This is a genomic window from Cupriavidus sp. 05T313, from assembly GCF_056396665.1.
Genome location: NZ_JBFTLX010000127.1, coordinates 1 through 19266, shown reverse-complemented (window position 1 = coordinate 19266; position 19266 = coordinate 1). Strand labels below are relative to the sequence as shown.

Below are 19266 nucleotides of genomic sequence, written 5' to 3'. Positions count from 1 at the left end.
GGCGAAAAGAGCGGCCGGGACCCAAACTCGCATCGCCTTAAGGCGATACTCAAACATGGGTCCCTCTTTTCCGCTCTTTTCACCGGATCCCGAGGCGCCCCATACGGCCTGGTACACCTACACGGCTCGCTTCGCATCGCGTTGGGGTGTGGCCCGCCCTTGCGGGCGCTCCACACGGCTGGAACCGAACTATTGCCGGGGCGTGTTGCGCGAAGCGGGGCTTGGGATTCAGGCCGCAACTAGGCTCGGGATGGTCGATCGTTTATTTGATCGATATATGCAACAAATATGATCATTTTATGGGGTTTTTGTATCGACCGGCGCAACTTAAGCTCGCGTTTTCCTTGATTTCCTGCAACGTGAGACCTTTCATGCGCTTCAATCCTAGTCTGACCCGTTTCTTACGCGGCCTGGCCGCCACTGCACTGTGCCTGGGCTTCGTTGGCGGCGCGCCCGCCATTGCCGCTTCCGCGCTGAAGCTGGAGGTTTATAACCCCGGTACCAACAGCATCTTCCCGGTCTCCTCCGAACTGGTCACTGGCGCGCGCGACGCGGTGCTGATCGATGCGCAGTTCCAGCGCAACGATGCCGAGGCGCTGGTCGAGCGGGTCCGGGCCAGCGGCAAGAACCTGACCACCGTCTATATCAGTCACAGCGACCCGGATTTCTATTTCGGGCTGGACGTGATCAAGGCCGCGTTTCCGGCGGCGAAGATCGTCGCCACGCCGCAGACGGTGGCGGCGATCCAGGCTTCCATGGCAGGCAAGCAGGCTTACTGGTCGCCGATCCTGAAGGAGAATGCGCCCAGGGCGCTGGTGTTGCCCGAGCCGCTGGCCGGCAATACCATCCTGCTCGAAGGCAAAAAGCTGGAAGTGCTGGGCCTGGATGGTCCGGCGCCGGCCCGCACCGTGGTGTGGATTCCGGCGCTCAAGACAGTGGCCGGCGGTGTGGTGGTCTTCGGCAAGAGCCATGTCTGGATTGCCGATACCCAGACGCCTGCTTCGCGCCAGCAATGGATTGCCATGCTCGGCCGCATCGAGGCGAAGAAGCCGGCGCGGGTCGTGCCGGGGCACTTCCTGGACGAGGCGCCGCAGACGCTGGCATCGGTGCGTTTCACGCGGGACTACCTGCGCACGTTCGAGCGCGAGGCGGCAAAGGCGTCGGATGCCAAGGCATTGAGCACGGCGATGCAGCAGCACTATCCGAAGCTGGGCGGCGTGGAGTCGCTCGACCTGAGCGCCAGGGTCATCAAGGGCGAGATGACCTGGCCTGCAAAATAACGGCGGCGCGCCGCATTGAACACGACAAGTCACGGGAACGCATCGATCATGTCCGGCCTCACCCTGCATTACATTTATGACCCCCTGTGCGGCTGGTGCTACGGCGCCGCGCCGCTGGTGCGCGCCGCGCGCGCGGTGCCCGGGCTGGCACTGGCGCTGCACGGCGGCGGCATGATGACGGGCGCGAACCGGCGCCGCATTTCGCCGCAATGGCGCGACTACGTGATGCCGCATGACAGGCGTATCGCGGCGCTGACGGGCCAGCCGTTCGGCGAGCGCTATTTCGAGGGTTTGCTGCGCGACGAGCAAGCGGTGATGGACTCCACGCCGCCGACCACCGCGATCCTGGCGGCGCAATCGATGGGCGGCGTGGAGGCTGCCGCCGATTTGCTGGCGCGCCTGCAGCACGCGCACTACGTGGAGGGGCGGCGCATCGCCGATGCGCATGTGCTCGGCGACGTGGCCGTGCAAGCCGGACTGGACCCGCAGCGTTTCGCCGATCTCTGCCTGGACATTGGCGCGGGGCAAACGCAGGCGCATATGGCCGACAGCCGTGCGTTGCTGAACCGGCTGGGCGGCCAGGGCTTTCCCACGTTCGCGCTCGAACGCGGGGACGGACGCTTTGCCGTGCTCGACGTGGGTCCGTATCTTGGCGACGCGGCCGCATGGCAGGACAGCCTTGCCCGTGCGGTCGCGCAGCAGGGGGCGGGTGGCACGGATGGCGCGGGCGGCCCGGCTTGCGACGCGCAAGGCTGCGATTTGCCGGGGCAAGGGTAAATTTCGGACCCGGCTTGCCGTTATAGGTAGCGATGTCCCGGCACGCCGGCCGAGCCGGTTCCGTCGATGCCCACGTGCGCGCAGGCTGTCCTCCTTGCGGAGGTGGAGGGTGCGCGCGGCGGCATCGGCCCTCCACATGCACCCTACATGCTTCACATCCAAGGCCCTCCCGGCGAGACCGAACTTTTTCGCACACTTGTGCTCGGCGTGACTGATTACGCGATCTACGCGCTGGACCCCGCGGGGAGCGTGAGCAGCTGGAATGCCGGTGCGCAACGGGCCAAGGGCTATACGCAGGATGAAATCCTGGGCGCGCATTTCTCTTGCTTCTATACCCCGGAGGACCGTGACTCCGGGCTGCCCGAGCAAGCGTTGCAACTGGCGCGCGAGACGGGCCGTTTCGTGGCCGAGGGCTGCTGGCGTATGCGCAAGGATGGCACCCGCTTCTGGGCCCACGTGCTGATCACGCCGATGTTCGATCGCACCGGCAAGCAGATCGGCTATGCCAAGGTCACGCGCGACATGACCCAGCAAAAGGCCGATGCCGAGCGCATTGCCGAGGTGACGCGCAAGCTCGACCTGGCGCTGGAGAATATGTCGCAGGGGCTATGCCTGTTCGATCCGGAGGGCATCGTCATCCTGACCAACAGGAGGATGGAGGAGGTCTTCCAGGGCGCCGGCAAGGCGCTTGCGCCTGGCGCGAATTTCCTCACCCTGTGCCGCACCATGGCAGGCGCGCACGAGAGCGAAGCCGCGGCGCCGGGCGCGCTGGCGGGCCTCCCCGGCGGCGATGCGCAGCCCGAGGCAGGCCAGCCGGATGGCCGCGGCGAGCAATACGCGCAGGCGCTCTACGAGCGGCACCGCGAGATCCTGCGCCGCCACAAGCACTGGCGCAGCGTGGAGGCGCTGCCCGACGGACGCGCCATGGCGCTGTCGCACAGCGCCATGGCCGACGGCTCCTGGGTCACCACCTGCGAGGATGTTACCGAGCAGCGCCGCATCGAAGCCAAGATCCATCATATGGCGCGCCACGATGGCCTGACCGGGCTGCCCAACCGCAGCTATTTCAACGACTACCTGGATGAAGAACTGCTGCGTGCGCAGAAGCAGGGCTGCCAGGTGGCCACGCTGGGTATCGACCTGGATCGCTTCAAGGAGATCAACGACCTGCATGGCCATGCGGCCGGCGACACGGTGCTAAAGGCGGTGTCCGGGCGCATTGCCGGCCAGCTGGAGGCGGGTGAATTCATCGCGCGCATCGGCGGCGATGAGTTTATCGCGGTCAAGCGCTTTGAGCGGCAGGCCGAGCTGAGCGACTTTACCGCCCGCCTGGTGACTTGCCTGAGCGAACCTGTGCGGCTAGACGGCTTCGACCTGACCACGGGCGCCAGCATCGGCATCGCGATCTTCCCCGGCGACGGGGCCCATCGCGACCAGCTGGTCAGCAACACCGACCTGGCGATGTATCGCGCCAAGGGCAGCCTGTCGGAGTCGATCTGCTTCTACGAGAGCCGGATGGACGAGGCGGAACGCGAGCGCCGCGCGCTCGCCGGCGAGCTGTGGACCGCCATCGCCGCGCACCAGTTCGTGCTGGACTATCAGGTGCAGACTGCCATCGCCAGCGGCGAGGTGATCGGCTGCGAGGTGCTGCTGCGCTGGCACCATCCGGAGCGGGGACTGATTCCGCCGGACAATTTCATTCCGCTGGCCGAAGAGTGCGGCGCCATCCTGCCAATCGGCGAGTGGGTGCTGCGTACCGCGTGCCGGGAGGCCGCGCAGTGGACCTATCCAAGGAAGATCTCCGTCAACCTGTCTCCGGTGCAGATTACCCACGGCAACCTGGTCACCATGGTGGCGCACGTGCTGGAGGAAACCGGGCTGGCTGCCGGCAGGCTCGAACTCGAGATCACCGAGTCGACCATCATCGGCGACAAGGATCGGGCGCTGGACATCCTGCGCCGCATCAAGGCGCTGGGCGTTACCATCGCCATCGACGATTTCGGCACGGGGTACTCCTCGCTGGATACCTTGCGCTCCTTCCCCTTCGACAAGATCAAGCTGGACCGCACCTTTATCGCGGAGATTTCCGGCAGCCAGCAGGCCAAGGCCATCATCCGCGCCATTCTCGCCCTGGGCCAGAGCCTGGCGATCCCGGTGCTGGCCGAAGGCGTGGAGACCGACGAGCAGCTCAGCCTGCTGCTGGCCGAAGGCTGCGACGAGGCGCAGGGATTCCTGCTCGGGCGCCCGCAGCCTCTTGAATACTTCCGTCGTGTCCATGCCGTGATCGGGCATGGCGCAACCGCGGCAGCATCGTAGCCCCAGGCGCTGCACGGGGCGCGCGGGCAGCCCCGGGGCGTCTTTTCCCCATGCCCCGCTAACGCACGCCTCCGCTCGCCAGCCACCAGGCCATGGTGGCGGCCAGCCACGCCGGATCGTCGTGCGGCAGGTCGTGGCCCGCCCAGGGATGGCGGCGGTGCGGCACGTGCCAGGCTGCGGCGAGATGCGCCGAGCACGCGGGATCGACCAGGCGGTCCGCCGCCGATGACAGCACCAGCGTCGGGCAGGCCGGCGGCGTGGACGCGGCCTCATAACGCGCCGCGGCCCACAGCTGGCGCAGCGCGTTGGTGCGGCTTACCGGCGCGCTGGTGCGAATCGCACACCACGCGGCTACATCGGCGGCGCGTGCCGCGCTGGTGTTGCAAGTCAGCCGGTGCACGGTGCGCTCGCAGTAAGCGGCTTGGTGCCAGCGCAGCGCCATGCCAAGCAGTGCGGGCCAGTTGCGCGGCGGCAGGCGTTCCGTCAGCGCGCAGAACGGCCGCATGCTGGTGTTGATCAGCACCAGTGCCCCGATCTCCCCCGGATGGCGCCGCGCCCATTCCGCCGCCACCATGGCGCCCAGTGACATTGCCAGCAGCCGGTAGGGCGGGGCCAGCACCCGCTCGCGGGCACGTTCACGCATGAATTCCACCATGGCAGCCACGCTGGCCGGCGCGCGCCCGGCTGCCTCCACGCCGTTGCCCGGCAGATCGAGCATGGCGATGGGCCTGATGCCGGCGGCGGTTTGCAGCACACCCGGCAAGGCGCCCCAATGGCGTGTCTCGCGCGTCAGGCCGCGCAGCAGGATCCAGTCGCTCATCGGGGCTTGCCGTCTTGCCACTGCGCCGTCGCCAGCTCGAGCAGTGCCTCCCGGCGTTGCCCTTGCGGCAGCCAGCGCTCTGGCGCGTAGGCTACGCGCCCCAGGAAATCGAGCAGGTTGGCATGGCGGCGCAGCACGCGCGCGGTGCGATGCGCCTTGACCGGGTTGAAGATGCCCTGGCGCGAGAACAACTGGCGGGGATTTTTCTTGATCCACAGCCACGAACCCAGCTCCAGCGTCATCGGCAGGAAGATATTGCCGGGTGGCGTGTGGTCGTAGGCCCAGTCCCACAGGTCGCCGTGCAGCAGGTACTGGCGGCTCTGCGGCTCGAAGGCATAGCCGTGGTGCGGATGCGCCTGCTCGAACATGGTCTTCAGGGCGAACATCTCCGGCAGGTGCGCCATCGGCGCGGCGGTGCGCGCGTAGGGGAACCAGATGCTGTCGCCCCAGCCGTAGCCCGAGTGGCAATCCAGCGCAAAGCTCAGGGGGCGGCACTGCAATTGCTGCGCCGCCACTTGCAGCACGGCCGCGCTCTCCGTCTCCATGGGCGCGCCGCGCCTGCCGCGGTACCACGGCAGCCATGCCCCCACGCGCTGCCCGCCGGCAAGCAGCGGCACGCGGCCGACCGCGTCCTGCGGCGCGTTGCGCATCAGGTCCACGCCGTTGGGATTGGCGCGCGTGGAGGCCCACATGCCACCCGGATTGACGATGGGCATGAACAACAGCCGCACCGATTGCAGCTGGCGCTCCAGCAACGCGTCCCACTCCAGGCGCCACAGCAGCATGCGCATATAGTCGAGCAGCAGATGCGTGCCGATGCGCTCGAGCCCGTGGATGCCGGCAAAGAAACCGATGGCGGGGGCGTTCGGATCGTTCGAGCCGATGCTGGCGGTGTAGAGCGGGAAGCGCTGGCCGCGTGCCTGTGCCTCGCCCACCCGGCAGGCGTGCAGGCGGCCGGCGCCAGCTTCCAGGATGGCCTCCAGTTGCTGCATTTCAGCCAGGCCATCGTCGGCGGTAGGTGACTGCGCCATGCGCGGCGGCGTCAGTGGGACCGGCGCGCCGCGCCGGGGCCGCAAGCGGCGGGTTTGACGCGGGACGGGCAATCGGACATGGGCGAGAGCGGTTCCTTGGTATCTGTGCCGGCCAGGCAAACCAGGCGCGGCCGGCTGGGGCGATGCGATCATCATGATCGCTAACGCCAATATAGGCGCTGGCGCCGGTCCGGATATAAAAGCGTGCCCGCCATCATCCCCCGGTAATGTGAAAGCCCCGTGACGCGTGCCGCCTGTCAGGCCGATGCGAGGACCGGCACCGGCGGTGCGAACAGCGTCAGCACCGGCCAGCCACGCACGCCCGCCAGGGCGAGCAGCGCGGCATCCGGGTTGGTGGCCACCGGGTGGCTGACGGCTTCGAGCAGCGGGATATCGTTGCGCGAATCGCTGTAGAACACCGTGCGCCCGAACTGGTCCCAGGCCATGCCGAGGGCGCCCAGCCACTGCGTAACACGCTCGATCTTGCCCGCGCCGAAACTCGGCACGCCCTCGACGGCGCCGGTGAATTCGTCCTGCGCCCCGCGCTCGGCCTCCACCGCGATCAGGTGGGGCACGTCCAGCGCCTGGGCAATCGGCTCGGTGACGAAACGGCAGGTGGCGGTGACGATGCAGCACAGGTCGCCGGCGTCGCGGTGGGACGCCAGCAGGGCGCGCGCTTCGGGCCGGATGGCCGGCGCGATCACGTCGCGCATGAAGCCGCCGCGCCAGGCTTCCAGGCGCGCGCGCGGATGGCGCGCCAGCAGGCCCAGGGCGAAGCCCGCATGGCGGTGGAAATCGAGGCGTCCGGCGCTGTACTCGGCCAGCCACAGCGCATTGTTGGCATCGACGTCGCGCGCATCCGCGGCACCCACTTCCACCAGGTAGCGTGCCCATTCATATTCGCTATCCAGCGGTAGCAAGGTGTGGTCGAGGTCAAACAAGGCAAGGCAGGACATGCGCCGTCTCCGGTCGGAAAAGCCGCAAGCATGCGTACCGGCAATGACCTGGGGATGAAGCGCGGCGCAAGAATTCCAATATCGCTATTGGCGGATTTCGTGCGCGCCTACGCGGCCGCGCGCGGCGCGAGGGATTCCAGGAAGGCGCCGATCAGGCGCGTGTGCGTGCGCCCTTGCAGGCAGTAGAGATATTCGTGCAGCACGGGCGGGTCGCTCGCGAACGGCACCACGCACAGCGCCGGGTCGCGCGGGACTTCACCGAGCGGGACCACACTGGCGCCGAGACCCTGGCGGATCGCTTCGCAGATGGCTTCGCGGCTGCCGATCACGGTGCTGGCGGGCAACGGCACGCCGGCGTTGTCCAGCGCGGTCTCGGTGGYCTTGCGCGTCATGGAGCCGTGCTCCCGCACCAGCAGGTGGCAGGACGCGAGTTGCGCCAGGCTGACGCTGGGCGCGCGTGCCAGCGGATGGCCCTGGTTGACCACCAGCACCATCGGATCGGAGGCCAGGGTGATGCGGGCCAGTCGATCGTCGTCGACGGCGTGCGACGAGACCGCGACGTCGATGCGGTACTCGAACAGCGCGTCCAGCATCTGCTGCGAGTTGCCGATCTCGATGCTGATCTCGATGGCGGGGTAGCGCTCGCGGAACGCGGCCACGCTTCTCAGGATGTAATAGGGCCCGGTGGCGCCGATGCGGAGATGGCCCAGATGCAGGTTGCCGGCATTGCGCAGCAGGAAATCCGCGCTGCCCTCATGTTGCATCAGTTGCTCCACCACCGGCATCAGGGCCACGCCGACGTCGCTCAGGTCGACCCGGCCGGCGCGCCGGTAGAACAGCTCAACGCCATAGTTCTCTTCAAGCTGGCGGATACGGCCGGTGACCGTGGGCTGGCTCACGCGCAACTGCTTGGCGGCGGTGGTGATGCTGCCCTGCCGCGCCACTTCATAAAACGTCGTCAGCAGGTCGCCGAGCATGGGGGATTTCCGTGGGAATAAGGCAAGCGCGCCAGTCTAGCGGCGATTTATGACAATTCATGTGACAACGCGCCATCGCGCCGCCGTTGGCACGGCGGCGCGATGGCGCAAGGGATGGACGGCACGGGCGGCGGCAGTGGCAGGTGCCCCTGCCGCCGCCCGGCTTCGCTCAGGGCACTGCCCGTGCGGGCTTGCCCAGCGCGGGGTCGGACACTCCGTCGGCGCCGGTTTCCAGGCGGCCGGCAAAGCGCCGCCTGAAGCTGCCCTGGGTGGTGGTGACGACGAAGTCGTACCAGTTGCCCTGCAGGCCCACCGGCCAGTGCTGGTCAAGCTGCTTGCCCGGCGGGATCTCGAAGGTCCAGGGGCCGTCTTCGCGGTAGGCGGCGGGCGTGACGGTGAAGGTGCAGGCCGCGGCGCCGGTGTTGATCATGGTCAGGTAGACCGCGGCATTGGCAATGTCGTAGCACACGCGGATTTCCGGCGCGGTGCCGCCGGCGGCCGTCACGGTGCTGACGTCGCCCTGGAAGCTGCGGTGGAAGCCGTTCGGACCCAGTACCCACAGGTCGTATTTGCCGTTGTCGGTGGTGAAGACGTCCCAGCTGCCATTGAGCTGCTTGCCGGGCTCGACCGCATAGCGGCGCGGCACGCGGTCCAGGTGCAGGCGGTCGTAGACGTGGAAGACGGCGGCGGCGTTGCCGGTATTGCTGAACAGCAGCCACATGGCGCGCGCGCTGGGGTCCTCGCGGCCGCTCACGTGCAATTCATAGGGCAGGGCGCGGGAGAGCCGGGTGCCGACTTCCTGACTGGCCGGGTTGGCGCTCTGGAAGTCCACGCTGGGCAGCGCGACCTGGGGCTTGGCTTCCTGCGCCGTGCGCACGCTGTCGGCCGAGGTCTTGGTGAGGCTGGACAGGGCAGGCGGCACCGCGCTATTGGGGGTGACAAAGTTGAAGGCCGACAGCAGGTCGCCGCAGATGGCGCGGCGATAGGGGCTGATATTGGGCTCGGCGATGCCGAAGCGTGCCTCCAGGAAACGCAGCACCGAGGTGTGGTCGAACACCTGCGAGTTGACCCAGCCGCCACGGCTCCACGGCGAGACCACATACATCGGCACGCGCGGGCCGGGGCCGTAGGGATGCTTGTCGGTATGGTATTCGCCGTCGGTGGCGATGGTGGAGTTGCCGGCCAGCGCGCCATTGGCGTCGTAAGCGGGCGCGCACGGCGGCGGCACGTGATCGAAGAAGCCGTCGTTCTCGTCGAAATTGATCAGCAGGACGGTCTTGCTCCAGACGTCCGGATTGGCCGTCAGCGCATTGAGCACTTCCTGTGTGTACCAGGCGCCCTGCACCGGGCTGGAAGGCCCCGGGTGCTCGGAGTAGTTCGCCGGCGCGACGATCCACGATACCTGCGGCAGGCTGCCCGCGGCGATGTCGTCCTTCAGTGCCTGCAGGAAGCCGCCGTCCGGCATGGTGTTGCCGATGCCCTTGATAAGCGGGTTGATCACATCGTCGGCGATGGTATAGGCCGGGTAGGGACTGCCGTTGGAGGCATTGCCGCGCGCCTCGTTGGCCTTGCGGTACTGCACGAAGCCGGCCAGCGGGTTGTCCGTGAAGTTGTCCGGCATGTTCTGGTAGACCTTCCAGCTCACGCCGGCCGTCTGCAGGCGTTCCGGATAGGTGGTCCAGCGATAGCCGCCGGTGGAGGCGCCCATGGAGTCGCCGCTGTTGTCGATCACCGGGCCGCCATTGGCGCCGGTGGGGTCGTTGGTGCCGGTCCAGTGGAACAGGCGGTTGGTATTGGTGCCGCCGTGGAAGCCGCAGTGATAGGCGTCGCACAGCGTGAACGCTTCGGCCAGGGAGAACTGGAAGTCCAGTTCGCTCTTGGTGTAGTAGCCCATCGACTGGGTGTTCTTGAAGGTGGGCCACTTGTTCATGCGGCCCAGGTCCCAGGCGTTCTGGGCGTCGGGGTAGCTGTGCGGYGTGCCGCTCACGCGCTGCGCGTTGCCGGTCGCGCTGTCGAGGTGGTACGGCTGGACGATGCGGTTGGTGTAGCTCTGCTGCCAGACATTGAGGCCGCCGGCCAGCGGGATCGGGAAACGGTCGCCAAAGCCGCGCACGCCCTTCAGGGTGCCGAAGTARTKGTCGAAGGAGCGGTTCTCCTGCATCAGGATCACCACGTGCTCGACGTCGCGGATGCTGCGGGTGGCGTTGTTGGCGGGAATCGCCAGCGCGCGGCGGATCGACAGCGGGAAGGCGGCCATTGCCGCGGCAGCGGCGGTGCCGCCGCTGGCCATCTTGAGGAATTTGCGTCTGCTGTGAAGGCTCATCTTTGTTTTCTGGCTGGTCTGTTCGGGTTGTGCCGGACGTCCGGTCGGCGCCGGGGTGCCATATGGCGCTAATCGACGCCCTATGGCGCGCAGCGCAACTGCGGCGTGGCCGCGGGCGGCTGTCCGGGCTGGGCCGGCTGAGCCGGCTGAGCCGGATCGGCGGGCTTGTTGTCGGCGGAGTCGCCGCCGCAGGCTGCCAGCGCGGCGCACAGCGCCAGTGCCGCCAGCCAGCCTGGCCGTGCGAGGAAGGAAATAGAAGGCTTCATGGTCACGTTTGCTCTCGTGGGAGGAATCAGGGATTGAGCGTGGACAGCGGCTGGCGCGAGCCGGCGATCGTCTGCAGCTCGGCAAGGCTGAGCTGGCGCGTCCACATGGCCAGGTCGTTGAACTCCATCACGCCCTTGAGCGCGCCGCTGTTGTTTGGCACATAGGCATGCGTGGCATCGTCGTTGATGCCCCAGACCTTGGTGGCGAGACCGTTGAGCTTGGTCACGTCGGTGTTGGCGATGGCCTTGTTTTCGGTCTTCTGCAGCCCCAGCACCGGATCGATGATGTAGGCGCTGAAGGTCTTGGCCGTGGCGTTGATCGACAAAGCCACGTAGGCCCATTGGTTGGCGCTGAACTTCATGCCCTGGATGTCGTCGCGCTTGCCGCCGCTGCCGATGTTGAAGCGGATCTCGCAGCTGCCGAACAGGCCGAGGGCGATGCCGGCATTGCTGCCCGAGACATAGTTCTTGTTCGACAGGATGGGCTCGCCGGTGCCGTTGCCCTGGGTGCAGTCGGACTTGAACCAGAAGCCGATGGTGAACTGCGGGGCGAGCGCGATATCGGCGCCGCTCTGCGTGAGCTGGTAGGCATCGATTCTCGAGTCGACCTTGAGCGACTTGCCGCCAAAGTTATCGCCGCCCAGCGAGCCGCCGTCGGTGCCGGGGACCCAGGGGCCGATGGCGGTAGTGCCCTTGCTGTCGGTTGCCGGCAGCGTCTCGAAGCTGTAGTAAGCGGACAGGTTGTTGCGCAGCGTGTCAGCCAGCACGATCGGCTTGACGTAGTTGATCTGCGCCAGCATCGAGGCGGGCACGCCGTTGCGCACCAGCGTGTAGTTGAATCGATAGATGCCGCTGGCGGGCGCGTTGAGCGTCTTGTCTTCGTAGCCGGTGGTGCCGGCCGGCAGCGTGGCGATCTGCACACCGTCGCGCAGCAGCGCCATGTCGCCGCCGGCGGTGGTGGGGTTCTGCCAGGACAGCAGCAGCGAAGCGTTGTAGGCGCCCACCACGGAACTCAAGGCGCGCACGCCCACGTTGCCGGTCAGGGCCGAGCCATCGAGCTTGTACGAGGCGGCAGGCACCGCCACGCCGGTATGCGCGAGCACGGTCGGCAACAGGTCGGCTTCGGTCGGCAGTGCCGAGAGCGCGGTTGCATTGGCGGGCGCCGGGGGGAGGTTGCTGGCCAGCGCCGCATTGAACGGCTTGTTGAGCGCGATGAATGCGGTGCGGTTCTGCACTGTCGGCAGCGTGGTGGTGGCGCCCGTTGCGTCCAGGCCGTGGCTGGTGGTCACGGCCACCAGCCAGTCTTCGTTCGCATTGGCCTGGCGGCGCGCCTGCACGGCCGCCAGCAGCTTGCCGAGCGCCTGATCGAAGCCCGACAGCGCGGTGGCGTAGCCGCCGCCCTGGAAGCCTTGCGCGGCGGCCGCGGCATCGGGCGCCGTGTACTGGGCGAAGACCACGTCGTAGCCCGACTGCACCAGCTTGATGGTCTCCTGCGTCACGCAGTTGTCATCGGCATTGCAGTCGCGCAGCGAATCGAGGTTGCCCGCGGTGACGTCGGCCTTGAGCAGCGCCGGCAGCAGGGGCGCGCTGGTGGCGCCGCCAAGGCGCAGCCGGGCTGTGCCTGCGGTGGCGCTGGCGCCGCGCAAATACTGGAACACGCTGGGCGCCTTCAGGCCGGCCGCCGCGGCCACRTCGTCGGTGACCCCGTGGCGGTCCGCCCAGCTGCCGCTGAGCACGGTGGCCCAGCTCGGGCCGTTGAGCGGAGCCTGCTCGGTGGTGGTGCCGAGCCTGCCACCGGTGGCGGCGGGCGTGATCGCCAGCGTGGCCAGGTTGGGCAGGCTGCGCTGGGCCATTGCGCTCTGCAGCTGGCTGTAGGTGGCGCCATCCACACCGACCAGCAGCACCTTCTTGCTGGCGGCGCCACCCGGCCCCGCGTTGCTCTGCTCGGGGGCCGCCGTCGCCGGCGTGTCGTTGCCGCCGCCTCCGCCTCCACATGCCGCTACCGTACCTGCCAGGGCCAGGCCACACGCCATGCGCGCCCGCTGTTTCCATGCCATATCCGATCCCTCTTTTCTGTTGTCTGAAGCGGTACGCCGAATTGCCGGCGCTGCCGATCGCGCTCCCCGCGACGCGTTCGCAGAGTAAGAAAAGGGGTTGTCACCCGGGTGACAGGGAGGCAAAGAATGCTGATGCGCCTATTTGGATTCTTGAGGCGACAGGCGCGGCGCCATATGCGCGGACCCTGGCGTGGGTGGCGGGAGCCGGGAATTGGAGGAAGAGCCGGCCGTGGAGGTGGCCTCTGAAGGCAGCGGAGAAGTGCGGAGATGGGAGGGGAAAAACCGGGATGCCGCGCGTAGCGGAGCATCAATCGCGCTGCGCTGTCCCCGTCATGGCGGCGGAGGCAATGCAGCGGCGGCGGCTGGCGCCGCGAAACTCATGCCTTTGCTGTTTGATTGGACGCGCCGCTGGATTGCGTGGCCGTGCGCCGGACCATCAGCGCCAGCAGGGCGGCCGCCACACAGGCCGCGCCGGCCGCGTACAGGGCCGGCGTATAGGTCAGCAGCAGGGTGCGTGTGAGGCCCGCGCCAAACGCGGCCGTGGCGGCGCCGACCTGGTGGGCCGCAAAGATCCAGCCGAACACCATCGGCGCGCGCTCCTTGCCGAAGACGGAGCCGGCCAGCTTCACCGTGGGCGGCACCGTGGCGATCCAGTCCAGGCCGTAGAACATGGCGAAGATCGACAAGCCGTACAGCGTGAACGTGGAGTGCGGCAGCCAGAACAGCGACAGCCCGCGCAGCCCGTAGTACCAGAACAGCAGCTTGCGGCAATCGTAGCGGTCCGACAGCCAGCCCGACAGGATGGTGCCAACGAAGTCGAATGCGCCCATCATCGCCAGTGCGCCGGCGGCGGGCACCGCGGCCATGCCGAAGTCCGCGCACAGCGAGATGAAGTGGGTCTGGATCAGCCCGTTGGTGCTCAGGCCGCAGATGAAGAAGGTGCCGGCCAGGATCCAGAAGGTCTGGTTGCGGGCAGCATCGCGCAGCACAACGAAGGGGCCGCGCAGGGTCAGCGGCGCGGGCGGCGCGCTGGCCTGCACCGGCGCGGCGGGCGCATGCACGGGCACTTCGCCGTAGGCGCTGAGGCCCACATCGCCGGGTCGGTTGCGCATGAAGCAGAACACCAGCACCGCCAGCAAGGCGCATGCCCCCAGCACCGGCAGCACGGCGATGCGCCAGCCCATATGCTCGATCAGCCAGGCAGCCACGGGCAGGAAGGCCAACTGGCCAGTGGCCGAACTGGCCGTCAGGATGCCGATCACCAGCCCGCGCCGCGCGCTGAACCAGCGGCTGGCGACCACGGCGGCGAGCACCAGCGCGGTCAGGCCGGAGCCGACGCCGAGCATCAGGCCCCAGGCGATAAACAACTGCCATAGTTCGGTCGCCACGGTGGCCAGCGCCATGCCGCCTGCGATCAGCGCCAGCGCTGCCCAGACCACATTGCGCACGCCGAAGCGTTCCATCAGGATGGCCGAGAACGGCGCCATCAGGCCGAACAGCGCAAAGCGGAAGGCCAGGATCGACGAGATCTGGTCGGTGTCCCAGCCCATCTCGCGCGTCAGCGGTTTCAGGAAAGCGCCGGGCAGGCCGAGCGCGGCCGAGGTGGTCAGCATCACGCTGAAGGTGATCGCGGCGATCAGCCACGCGTAGTGGATGCCACGCCGGTCGAGCCGGCTGGAAAGTGCTTGAGCGAACATTGGATATCCGGAGGCGTTGGGGTCTTGGTGAGGTGTTCGTTATTGCGCCAGCGGGCCCAGCAGCATCTCTCGCGCGGCGGCGAGGATGTCTTCGGACAGGGCATCGCCTTCGGTGGCACGCGCCAGGGTCATCGCGCCCACCAGCGTGGCGAGTTGCGCCAGCGCCAGCTTGCGCCGCTCGGCCGGGTCTTCGTGGTCGACCGTCTTCATCCAGTCTTCGACCATTTGCCTGAAGCCATCGATATAGACCTGGCGCACCGGCTTGTCAGCCGGTTCGCGGGCAATGTCGCTGGCCAGGGCCACCGCCGCGCAGCCATCGCCGGGGCTGGCGCAATGCGCCTTGGTCAGATAGGGCTCGACCAGGTTGGCGCGCATCACGCCCTTGTCACCTTCGGCGCGCTCGATGCGTCGTGTCCAGCGCCGCGCGGATTCCTCGAAGGCGCGCTTGCTCGCCTGCGCGGCCAGCGCGTCCTTCGACGAGAAGTGTCCGTAGAAGCCGCCGTGCGTGAGGCCGGCGCCGGCCATCAGTTCCGCCACGCTCACGCCGTTCAGTCCGCGTTCGCGAAACAACCTGGAGGAAGCCTGCTCGATGGCTTCCCGGTGCTTCTCTGCCTGCTCTCGTGATGCACGCGCCATGTTTGTCTCTCCTGCCAAAACTTTGCTTGACCGGAGTTTAGATGATACCCATAATTTATTCAATAGATGTTGAGCATCATTTAAATTGGTGCGGCCGACAGCATCACCGATGCGGGCGGCGCTGACTTTCCCTCAGGAGAATCATCATGCAGAACTTGTTCGATCTCACCGGCCGCGTTGCCGTCATCACCGGCTCCACCAAGGGCATGGGCCTGGAAATGGCGCGTGCGTTGGGTGCCTCCGGCGCCGCGCTGGTGGTGTCCGGCCGCGACCAGGCGGCTTCCGAAGCGGTAGCCGCGGCGCTGCAAGGCGAGGGGTTCAAGGCCAAAGGCATCGCTTGCGATATCGGCAACCTGGAGAGCATCCAGGCGTTTGCCAGGCAAGCGCTGGACGCCTACGGCCGCGTGGACGCGCTGGTGCTGAACGCGGCGGGCAGCGGCGTGGCCGGGTCACTGCTGAGCCAGGGTCCGGAAGAGTTTGAGCAAGCCATGGCCGGCAATGTGCGAGGTAACCTTGTGCTGGTCAATGCGCTGGCCCCGCAGATGATCGGACGCGGCGACGGCGCCATCATCTTTATGTCGAGCATTGCGGCCAAGCGCGGCTCGGCCATGCTCGGCCTGTACAGCATCACCAAGGCAGCCACCGACGGGGCCGTGCGCAGCCTGGCGCTGGAGCTGGGGCCGAAGGGCATCAATGTGAATGCGATCAACCCCGGCCCGGTGCGCACCGAGTTCTCGCGCGAGGCGCTGTGGGGCAATCCGGAGCAGGAAGCGAGGCTCGCCGCCGGCATTCCGATGCGCCGTATCGGCGAGGCGAAGGATGTGGCGGGCCTGGCCGTGTTGCTGGCGTCACCCGCCGGCCGCTTTATCCACGGGCAGAGCATCGGCGTGGACGGTGGTCTCTCCGCGTGACGGCGTGACGGCGGGYCGCCTCAGCTATGCATGCCCGCCAGCCCCATCAGCAGGCGCAACAGCAAGGCCGCCGCACCCAGCGCCGCCACGCTGGCTACCCAGATCAGCAACAGCCAGCCAACCCGCTTGAGCCATGGCTTGGGCGGCTGCGCGCGGCCGCCGTGGTTCGTCGCCGCCATCAGTGATAGCCCTCCCCATGCCGTACCTTGCCCCTGAACACGTAGTACGACCACACCGTGTACATCAGGATGAAGGGAATGATGAACAGCGCGCCCACCAGCGCAAAGCCCTGGCTTTGCGCTGGCGCGGCAGCGGCATAGATCGAGATGTCGGGCGGCACGATGTTGGGCCACACGCTGATCGCCAGCCCGCTATAGCCCAGGAAGACCAGCGCCAGCGTGTACATGAACGGCGCCAGGTGGGCATGCTGCTGCAACGAACGGATCAGCCGGTACATGGCGAACGCCACCAGCAGCGGCACCGGCGCGAACCAGATCAGGTTGGGGAAACTGAACCAGCGCTCGGCAATGCGCGGCTGCGAGATCGGCGTCCAGATGCTGATCACCACGATCACCGCCAGCAGCACCCAGGCCAGCTTGCCGGTCAGTTCCAGCATGCGCTCGTGCAGCTTGCCTTCGGTCTTCACGATCAGCCAGGTGCTGCCCAGCACGGTATAAGCCACCACCACGCCTAGCCCGCAGAACAGCGGGAAGGGCTGCAGCCAGTCCAGCGGCCCGCCGGCAAAGCTGCGCCCGCTGACCTTGATGCCATCGATATACGCGCCCAGCGAAACGCCCTGGAAGAAGGCCGCCATCAGCGAGCCGCAGATAAACGCCTTGTCCCAGACGTGGCGCTCGCGGTCGTTGGCCTTGAAGCGGAACTCGAACGCCACGCCGCGGAATATCAGCCCCAGCAGCATGAAGATCAGCGGCAGGTAGAGCGCGCTGAGCACCAGCGAGTAAGCCAGCGGGAAGGCGGCCAGCAGCCCCGCGCCGCCCAGCACCAGCCAGGTCTCGTTGCCGTCCCACACCGGCGCCACCGTGTTCATCATCACGTCGCGGTCATGGCGGTCCGGCACGAAGGGATACAGCATGCCGATGCCAAGGTCGAAGCCGTCCATGACCACATACATCATCACGCCAAAAAAGATGATGAGGATCCAGATAAGAGAAAGGTCGATGCCCATGATGATCAGCTCCTGCGATCGGCCAGACGGTTAGCGGAGGCCACGGCGTCCGGCACATCGCCCGGATCGTCCACGGCGGACAGCGGGCGCGCCGGAGTGCCTTCCACGCCGTGGCCGCCATCGGGTTCCGGGTCGCCTTCATGCATGACCGGGCCCTTGCGCACCAGCCGCATCATGTAGGCGATGCCCACGCCGAACACGAAGAAATAGGCCACCACGAACAGCGCGAGCGAGAACGCCAGTTCCGGCACGCCGTGCGGCGAGACCGCGTCGGCGGTGCGCATCACGCCGTAGACCACCCAGGGCTGGCGCCCGATTTCGGTGGTGAACCAGCCCGCCAGCAGCGCGATCAGCCCCGCCGGGCCCATCCATAGCGCCATGCGCAGGAAGGCGCGGGAGTGGAAGAGCTTTTCGCCACGCCGCAGCAGCAGGCTCCAGAGCCCGAGCAGGATCATCAGCATGCCAAGCCCCACCATGATGCGGAAGCACCAGAAGATGATGGTGGCGTTGGGCCGGTCCTCCGGCGCGAACTCCTTCAGTCCCTTGATCTGGCCATCCCAGGTATGGGTGAGGATCAGGCTGCCAAGGCGCGGGACTTCCACCGCGAAACGGGTTTCCTCGCGCTTCATGTCGGGCCAGCCGAACAGGATCAGCGGCAGCGCTTCGTCGCCGCGGTTTTCCCAGTGGCCTTCGAGCGCGGCGATCTTGGCCGGCTGGTGCTTGAGCGTGTTGATGCCGTGCATGTCGCCGATCACGGCCTGGATTGGCGCCACGATCAGCAGCATCCACATCGCCATCGAAAGCATCTTGCGGATGGCCGGGTTGTCGCGCCGGCGCAGCAGGTGCCACGCGGCGGAGGCGCCCACGAACAGCGCGGTCGCGAGGAATGCCGCCACGCTCATGTGCACCAGCCGGTACGGGAAAGACGGGTTGAAGATCACCGCCAGCCAGTCCACCGGGACCACGCGGCCGTCGATGATCTCGAATCCCTGCGGAGTTTGCATCCAGCTGTTGGAGGCCAGGATCCACGTGGCCGAGATCAGCGTGCCGACCGCCACCATCAGCGTGGCGAAGAAATGCAGGCCGGGGCCGACCCGGCTCCAGCCGAACAGCATCACGCCGAGGAAGCCCGCTTCCAGGAAGAACGCGGTCAGCACCTCATAGGCGAGCAGGGGGCCGGTCACGCTGCCGGCGAAGTCCGAGAAGAAGCTCCAGTTGGTGCCGAACTGGTAAGCCATGACCAGCCCGGACACCACGCCCATGCCGAAATTGACGGCAAATATCTTGGACCAGAAATGATAGAGGTCGCGGTAGACCGTATTTTGGGTGCGCAGCCAGCAGCCTTCCAGCACCGCCAGGTAACTCGCCATGCCGATGGTGATGGCGGGAAAGATGATATGGAAGGAAATGGTGAAGCCGAACTGGATCCGTGCCAGGTCGAGCGCGCTCAAGCCGAACATATCGTGACCTCCATGAAGCTGTGCCGGCGGGCCTGGCTTGCCAGTCTGGGAGCGGCCTTGCCGCGGCGCGCAGCAGCAGCACAAGTCACTAGAGTAGACCACCCGGCGAGCGTATTGGAAGTCGCATTTTTCGTGCTGGGTGGATGGATCGGCTGGCGGCGGGGTGCCGCGGCCTTGGCGGGGCCTGACCGGGCGGGCAGGTTTGAAGCGGGGATGTCCATGAGCATTGCCGGGAGATTGGGCACGGTGCCCGATCCTGCGTGTTGCGCATTTTGTGCGTTTCGCGCCGGGCGCATGCCATGGAGAGCATGTTACCGGCAGTGCGAGGAACATAACAGAAGCAACCGGCGACAAAAAGACCGGATCAGAATTGCCGGCAAGACGGCCGGAGAGGGGCGCGGCGCCGCTCGCCATAGCGAGCGGCGGGGTGCGTTTTCAGGCGCAGCTGCGCTCTGCCTCATTGCGCGCTTCGGCAAGCCGCAGGTCGCGCAGGTAGCGCGGCCTGGCGATGAAGAACACGGCGGCTGCGACCAGGGAGATCAGTGGAACCATCTGCAGGGCCCCGAGCAATCC

General features: G+C 67.2%; 16 protein-coding genes. 4 read left to right on the top strand and 12 right to left on the bottom strand.

Annotation, left to right across the window (positions count from 1 at the left end):
• Window positions 1-371 precede the first annotated feature (371 nt).
• The 3 genes from AC1DKD_RS24600 (at window position 372) to AC1DKD_RS24590 (ending at window position 4373) form a co-directional block, all read left to right on the top strand.
• Entirely contained in the window at window positions 372-1280 is a 909-nt protein-coding gene (locus tag AC1DKD_RS24600; protein ID WP_477112036.1) for an MBL fold metallo-hydrolase, read from the top strand.
• Between the two features lie 48 nt (window positions 1281-1328).
• Window positions 1329-2057 carry a DsbA family protein gene (locus tag AC1DKD_RS24595; protein WP_441635813.1) on the top strand — a complete coding sequence of 243 codons (729 nt, stop codon included), beginning with the start codon at window positions 1329-1331 and terminating at the stop codon, window positions 2055-2057.
• A gap of 147 nt (window positions 2058-2204) precedes the next feature.
• Complete coding sequence (locus AC1DKD_RS24590) at window positions 2205-4373, top strand: sensor domain-containing protein (RefSeq protein ID WP_441635811.1); 2169 nt, start codon at window positions 2205-2207, stop codon at window positions 4371-4373.
• A gap of 58 nt (window positions 4374-4431) precedes the next feature.
• On the opposite strand, the gene AC1DKD_RS24585 is transcribed toward AC1DKD_RS24590, so the two are convergent.
• The 9 genes from AC1DKD_RS24585 to AC1DKD_RS24545 all read right to left on the bottom strand — a co-directional run bounded on the left by AC1DKD_RS24585 (window position 4432) and on the right by AC1DKD_RS24545 (window position 15136).
• Entirely contained in the window at window positions 4432-5193 is a 762-nt protein-coding gene (locus AC1DKD_RS24585) for an alpha/beta fold hydrolase (RefSeq protein ID WP_441635809.1), read from the bottom strand.
• Entirely contained in the window at window positions 5190-6224 is a 1035-nt protein-coding gene (locus AC1DKD_RS24580; RefSeq protein WP_441635807.1) for a M14 family zinc carboxypeptidase, read from the bottom strand. The genes AC1DKD_RS24585 and AC1DKD_RS24580 overlap by 4 nt, the downstream gene beginning before the upstream one ends.
• 257 nt (window positions 6225-6481) lie before the next feature.
• The gene (locus tag AC1DKD_RS24575) at window positions 6482-7180 is read right to left on the bottom strand and encodes an HAD family hydrolase (RefSeq protein WP_441635805.1); all 699 of its coding nucleotides are present in this window, start codon (window positions 7178-7180) and stop codon (window positions 6482-6484) included.
• 107 nt (window positions 7181-7287) lie between these two features.
• Window positions 7288-8157: a LysR substrate-binding domain-containing protein gene (locus AC1DKD_RS24570; protein ID WP_477143810.1), complete on the bottom strand. Its 870-nt coding sequence runs from the start codon at window positions 8155-8157 to the stop codon at window positions 7288-7290.
• Between the two features lie 169 nt (window positions 8158-8326).
• Entirely contained in the window at window positions 8327-10480 is a 2154-nt protein-coding gene (locus AC1DKD_RS24565) for a phosphocholine-specific phospholipase C (protein ID WP_477143809.1), read from the bottom strand.
• An 80-nt stretch (window positions 10481-10560) separates the two neighbouring features.
• A complete protein-coding gene (locus AC1DKD_RS24560; RefSeq protein ID WP_441635799.1) occupies window positions 10561-10746 on the bottom strand; it encodes a hypothetical protein in 186 nt (61 codons plus the stop codon).
• 26 nt (window positions 10747-10772) lie between these two features.
• Window positions 10773-12803, bottom strand: a complete 2031-nt coding sequence (locus AC1DKD_RS24555; protein ID WP_441635797.1) for an alkaline phosphatase family protein — start codon at window positions 12801-12803, stop codon at window positions 10773-10775.
• A gap of 377 nt (window positions 12804-13180) precedes the next feature.
• Window positions 13181-14500 carry an MFS transporter gene (locus tag AC1DKD_RS24550; protein WP_441635795.1) on the bottom strand — a complete coding sequence of 440 codons (1320 nt, stop codon included), beginning with the start codon at window positions 14498-14500 and terminating at the stop codon, window positions 13181-13183.
• 39 nt (window positions 14501-14539) lie between these two features.
• Window positions 14540-15136 carry a TetR/AcrR family transcriptional regulator gene (locus tag AC1DKD_RS24545; protein ID WP_441635793.1) on the bottom strand — a complete coding sequence of 199 codons (597 nt, stop codon included), beginning with the start codon at window positions 15134-15136 and terminating at the stop codon, window positions 14540-14542.
• A gap of 146 nt (window positions 15137-15282) precedes the next feature.
• Here AC1DKD_RS24545 and AC1DKD_RS24540 point away from each other — a divergent pair, with 146 nt between their 5' ends.
• On the top strand, window positions 15283-16047 hold the full coding sequence (locus tag AC1DKD_RS24540) for an SDR family NAD(P)-dependent oxidoreductase (RefSeq protein WP_477112035.1): 765 nt from the start codon (window positions 15283-15285) through the stop codon (window positions 16045-16047).
• A gap of 20 nt (window positions 16048-16067) precedes the next feature.
• Here AC1DKD_RS24540 and AC1DKD_RS24535 read toward each other — a convergent pair whose 3' ends face one another.
• Genes AC1DKD_RS24535 through AC1DKD_RS24525 form a run of 3 tightly spaced genes read right to left on the bottom strand, consistent with a single transcriptional unit; the run spans window position 16068 to window position 18693 of the window.
• Window positions 16068-16226, bottom strand: a complete 159-nt coding sequence (locus AC1DKD_RS24535) for a DUF2474 family protein (protein ID WP_276290887.1) — start codon at window positions 16224-16226, stop codon at window positions 16068-16070.
• The gene (cydB, locus tag AC1DKD_RS24530; RefSeq protein WP_441635789.1) at window positions 16226-17233 is read right to left on the bottom strand and encodes a cytochrome d ubiquinol oxidase subunit II; all 1008 of its coding nucleotides are present in this window, start codon (window positions 17231-17233) and stop codon (window positions 16226-16228) included. Before cydB ends, AC1DKD_RS24535 begins: the two co-directional genes overlap by 1 nt.
• A gap of 5 nt (window positions 17234-17238) precedes the next feature.
• A complete protein-coding gene (locus tag AC1DKD_RS24525; protein ID WP_477104329.1) occupies window positions 17239-18693 on the bottom strand; it encodes a cytochrome ubiquinol oxidase subunit I in 1455 nt (484 codons plus the stop codon).
• Between the last annotated feature and the right edge of the window lie 573 nt (window positions 18694-19266).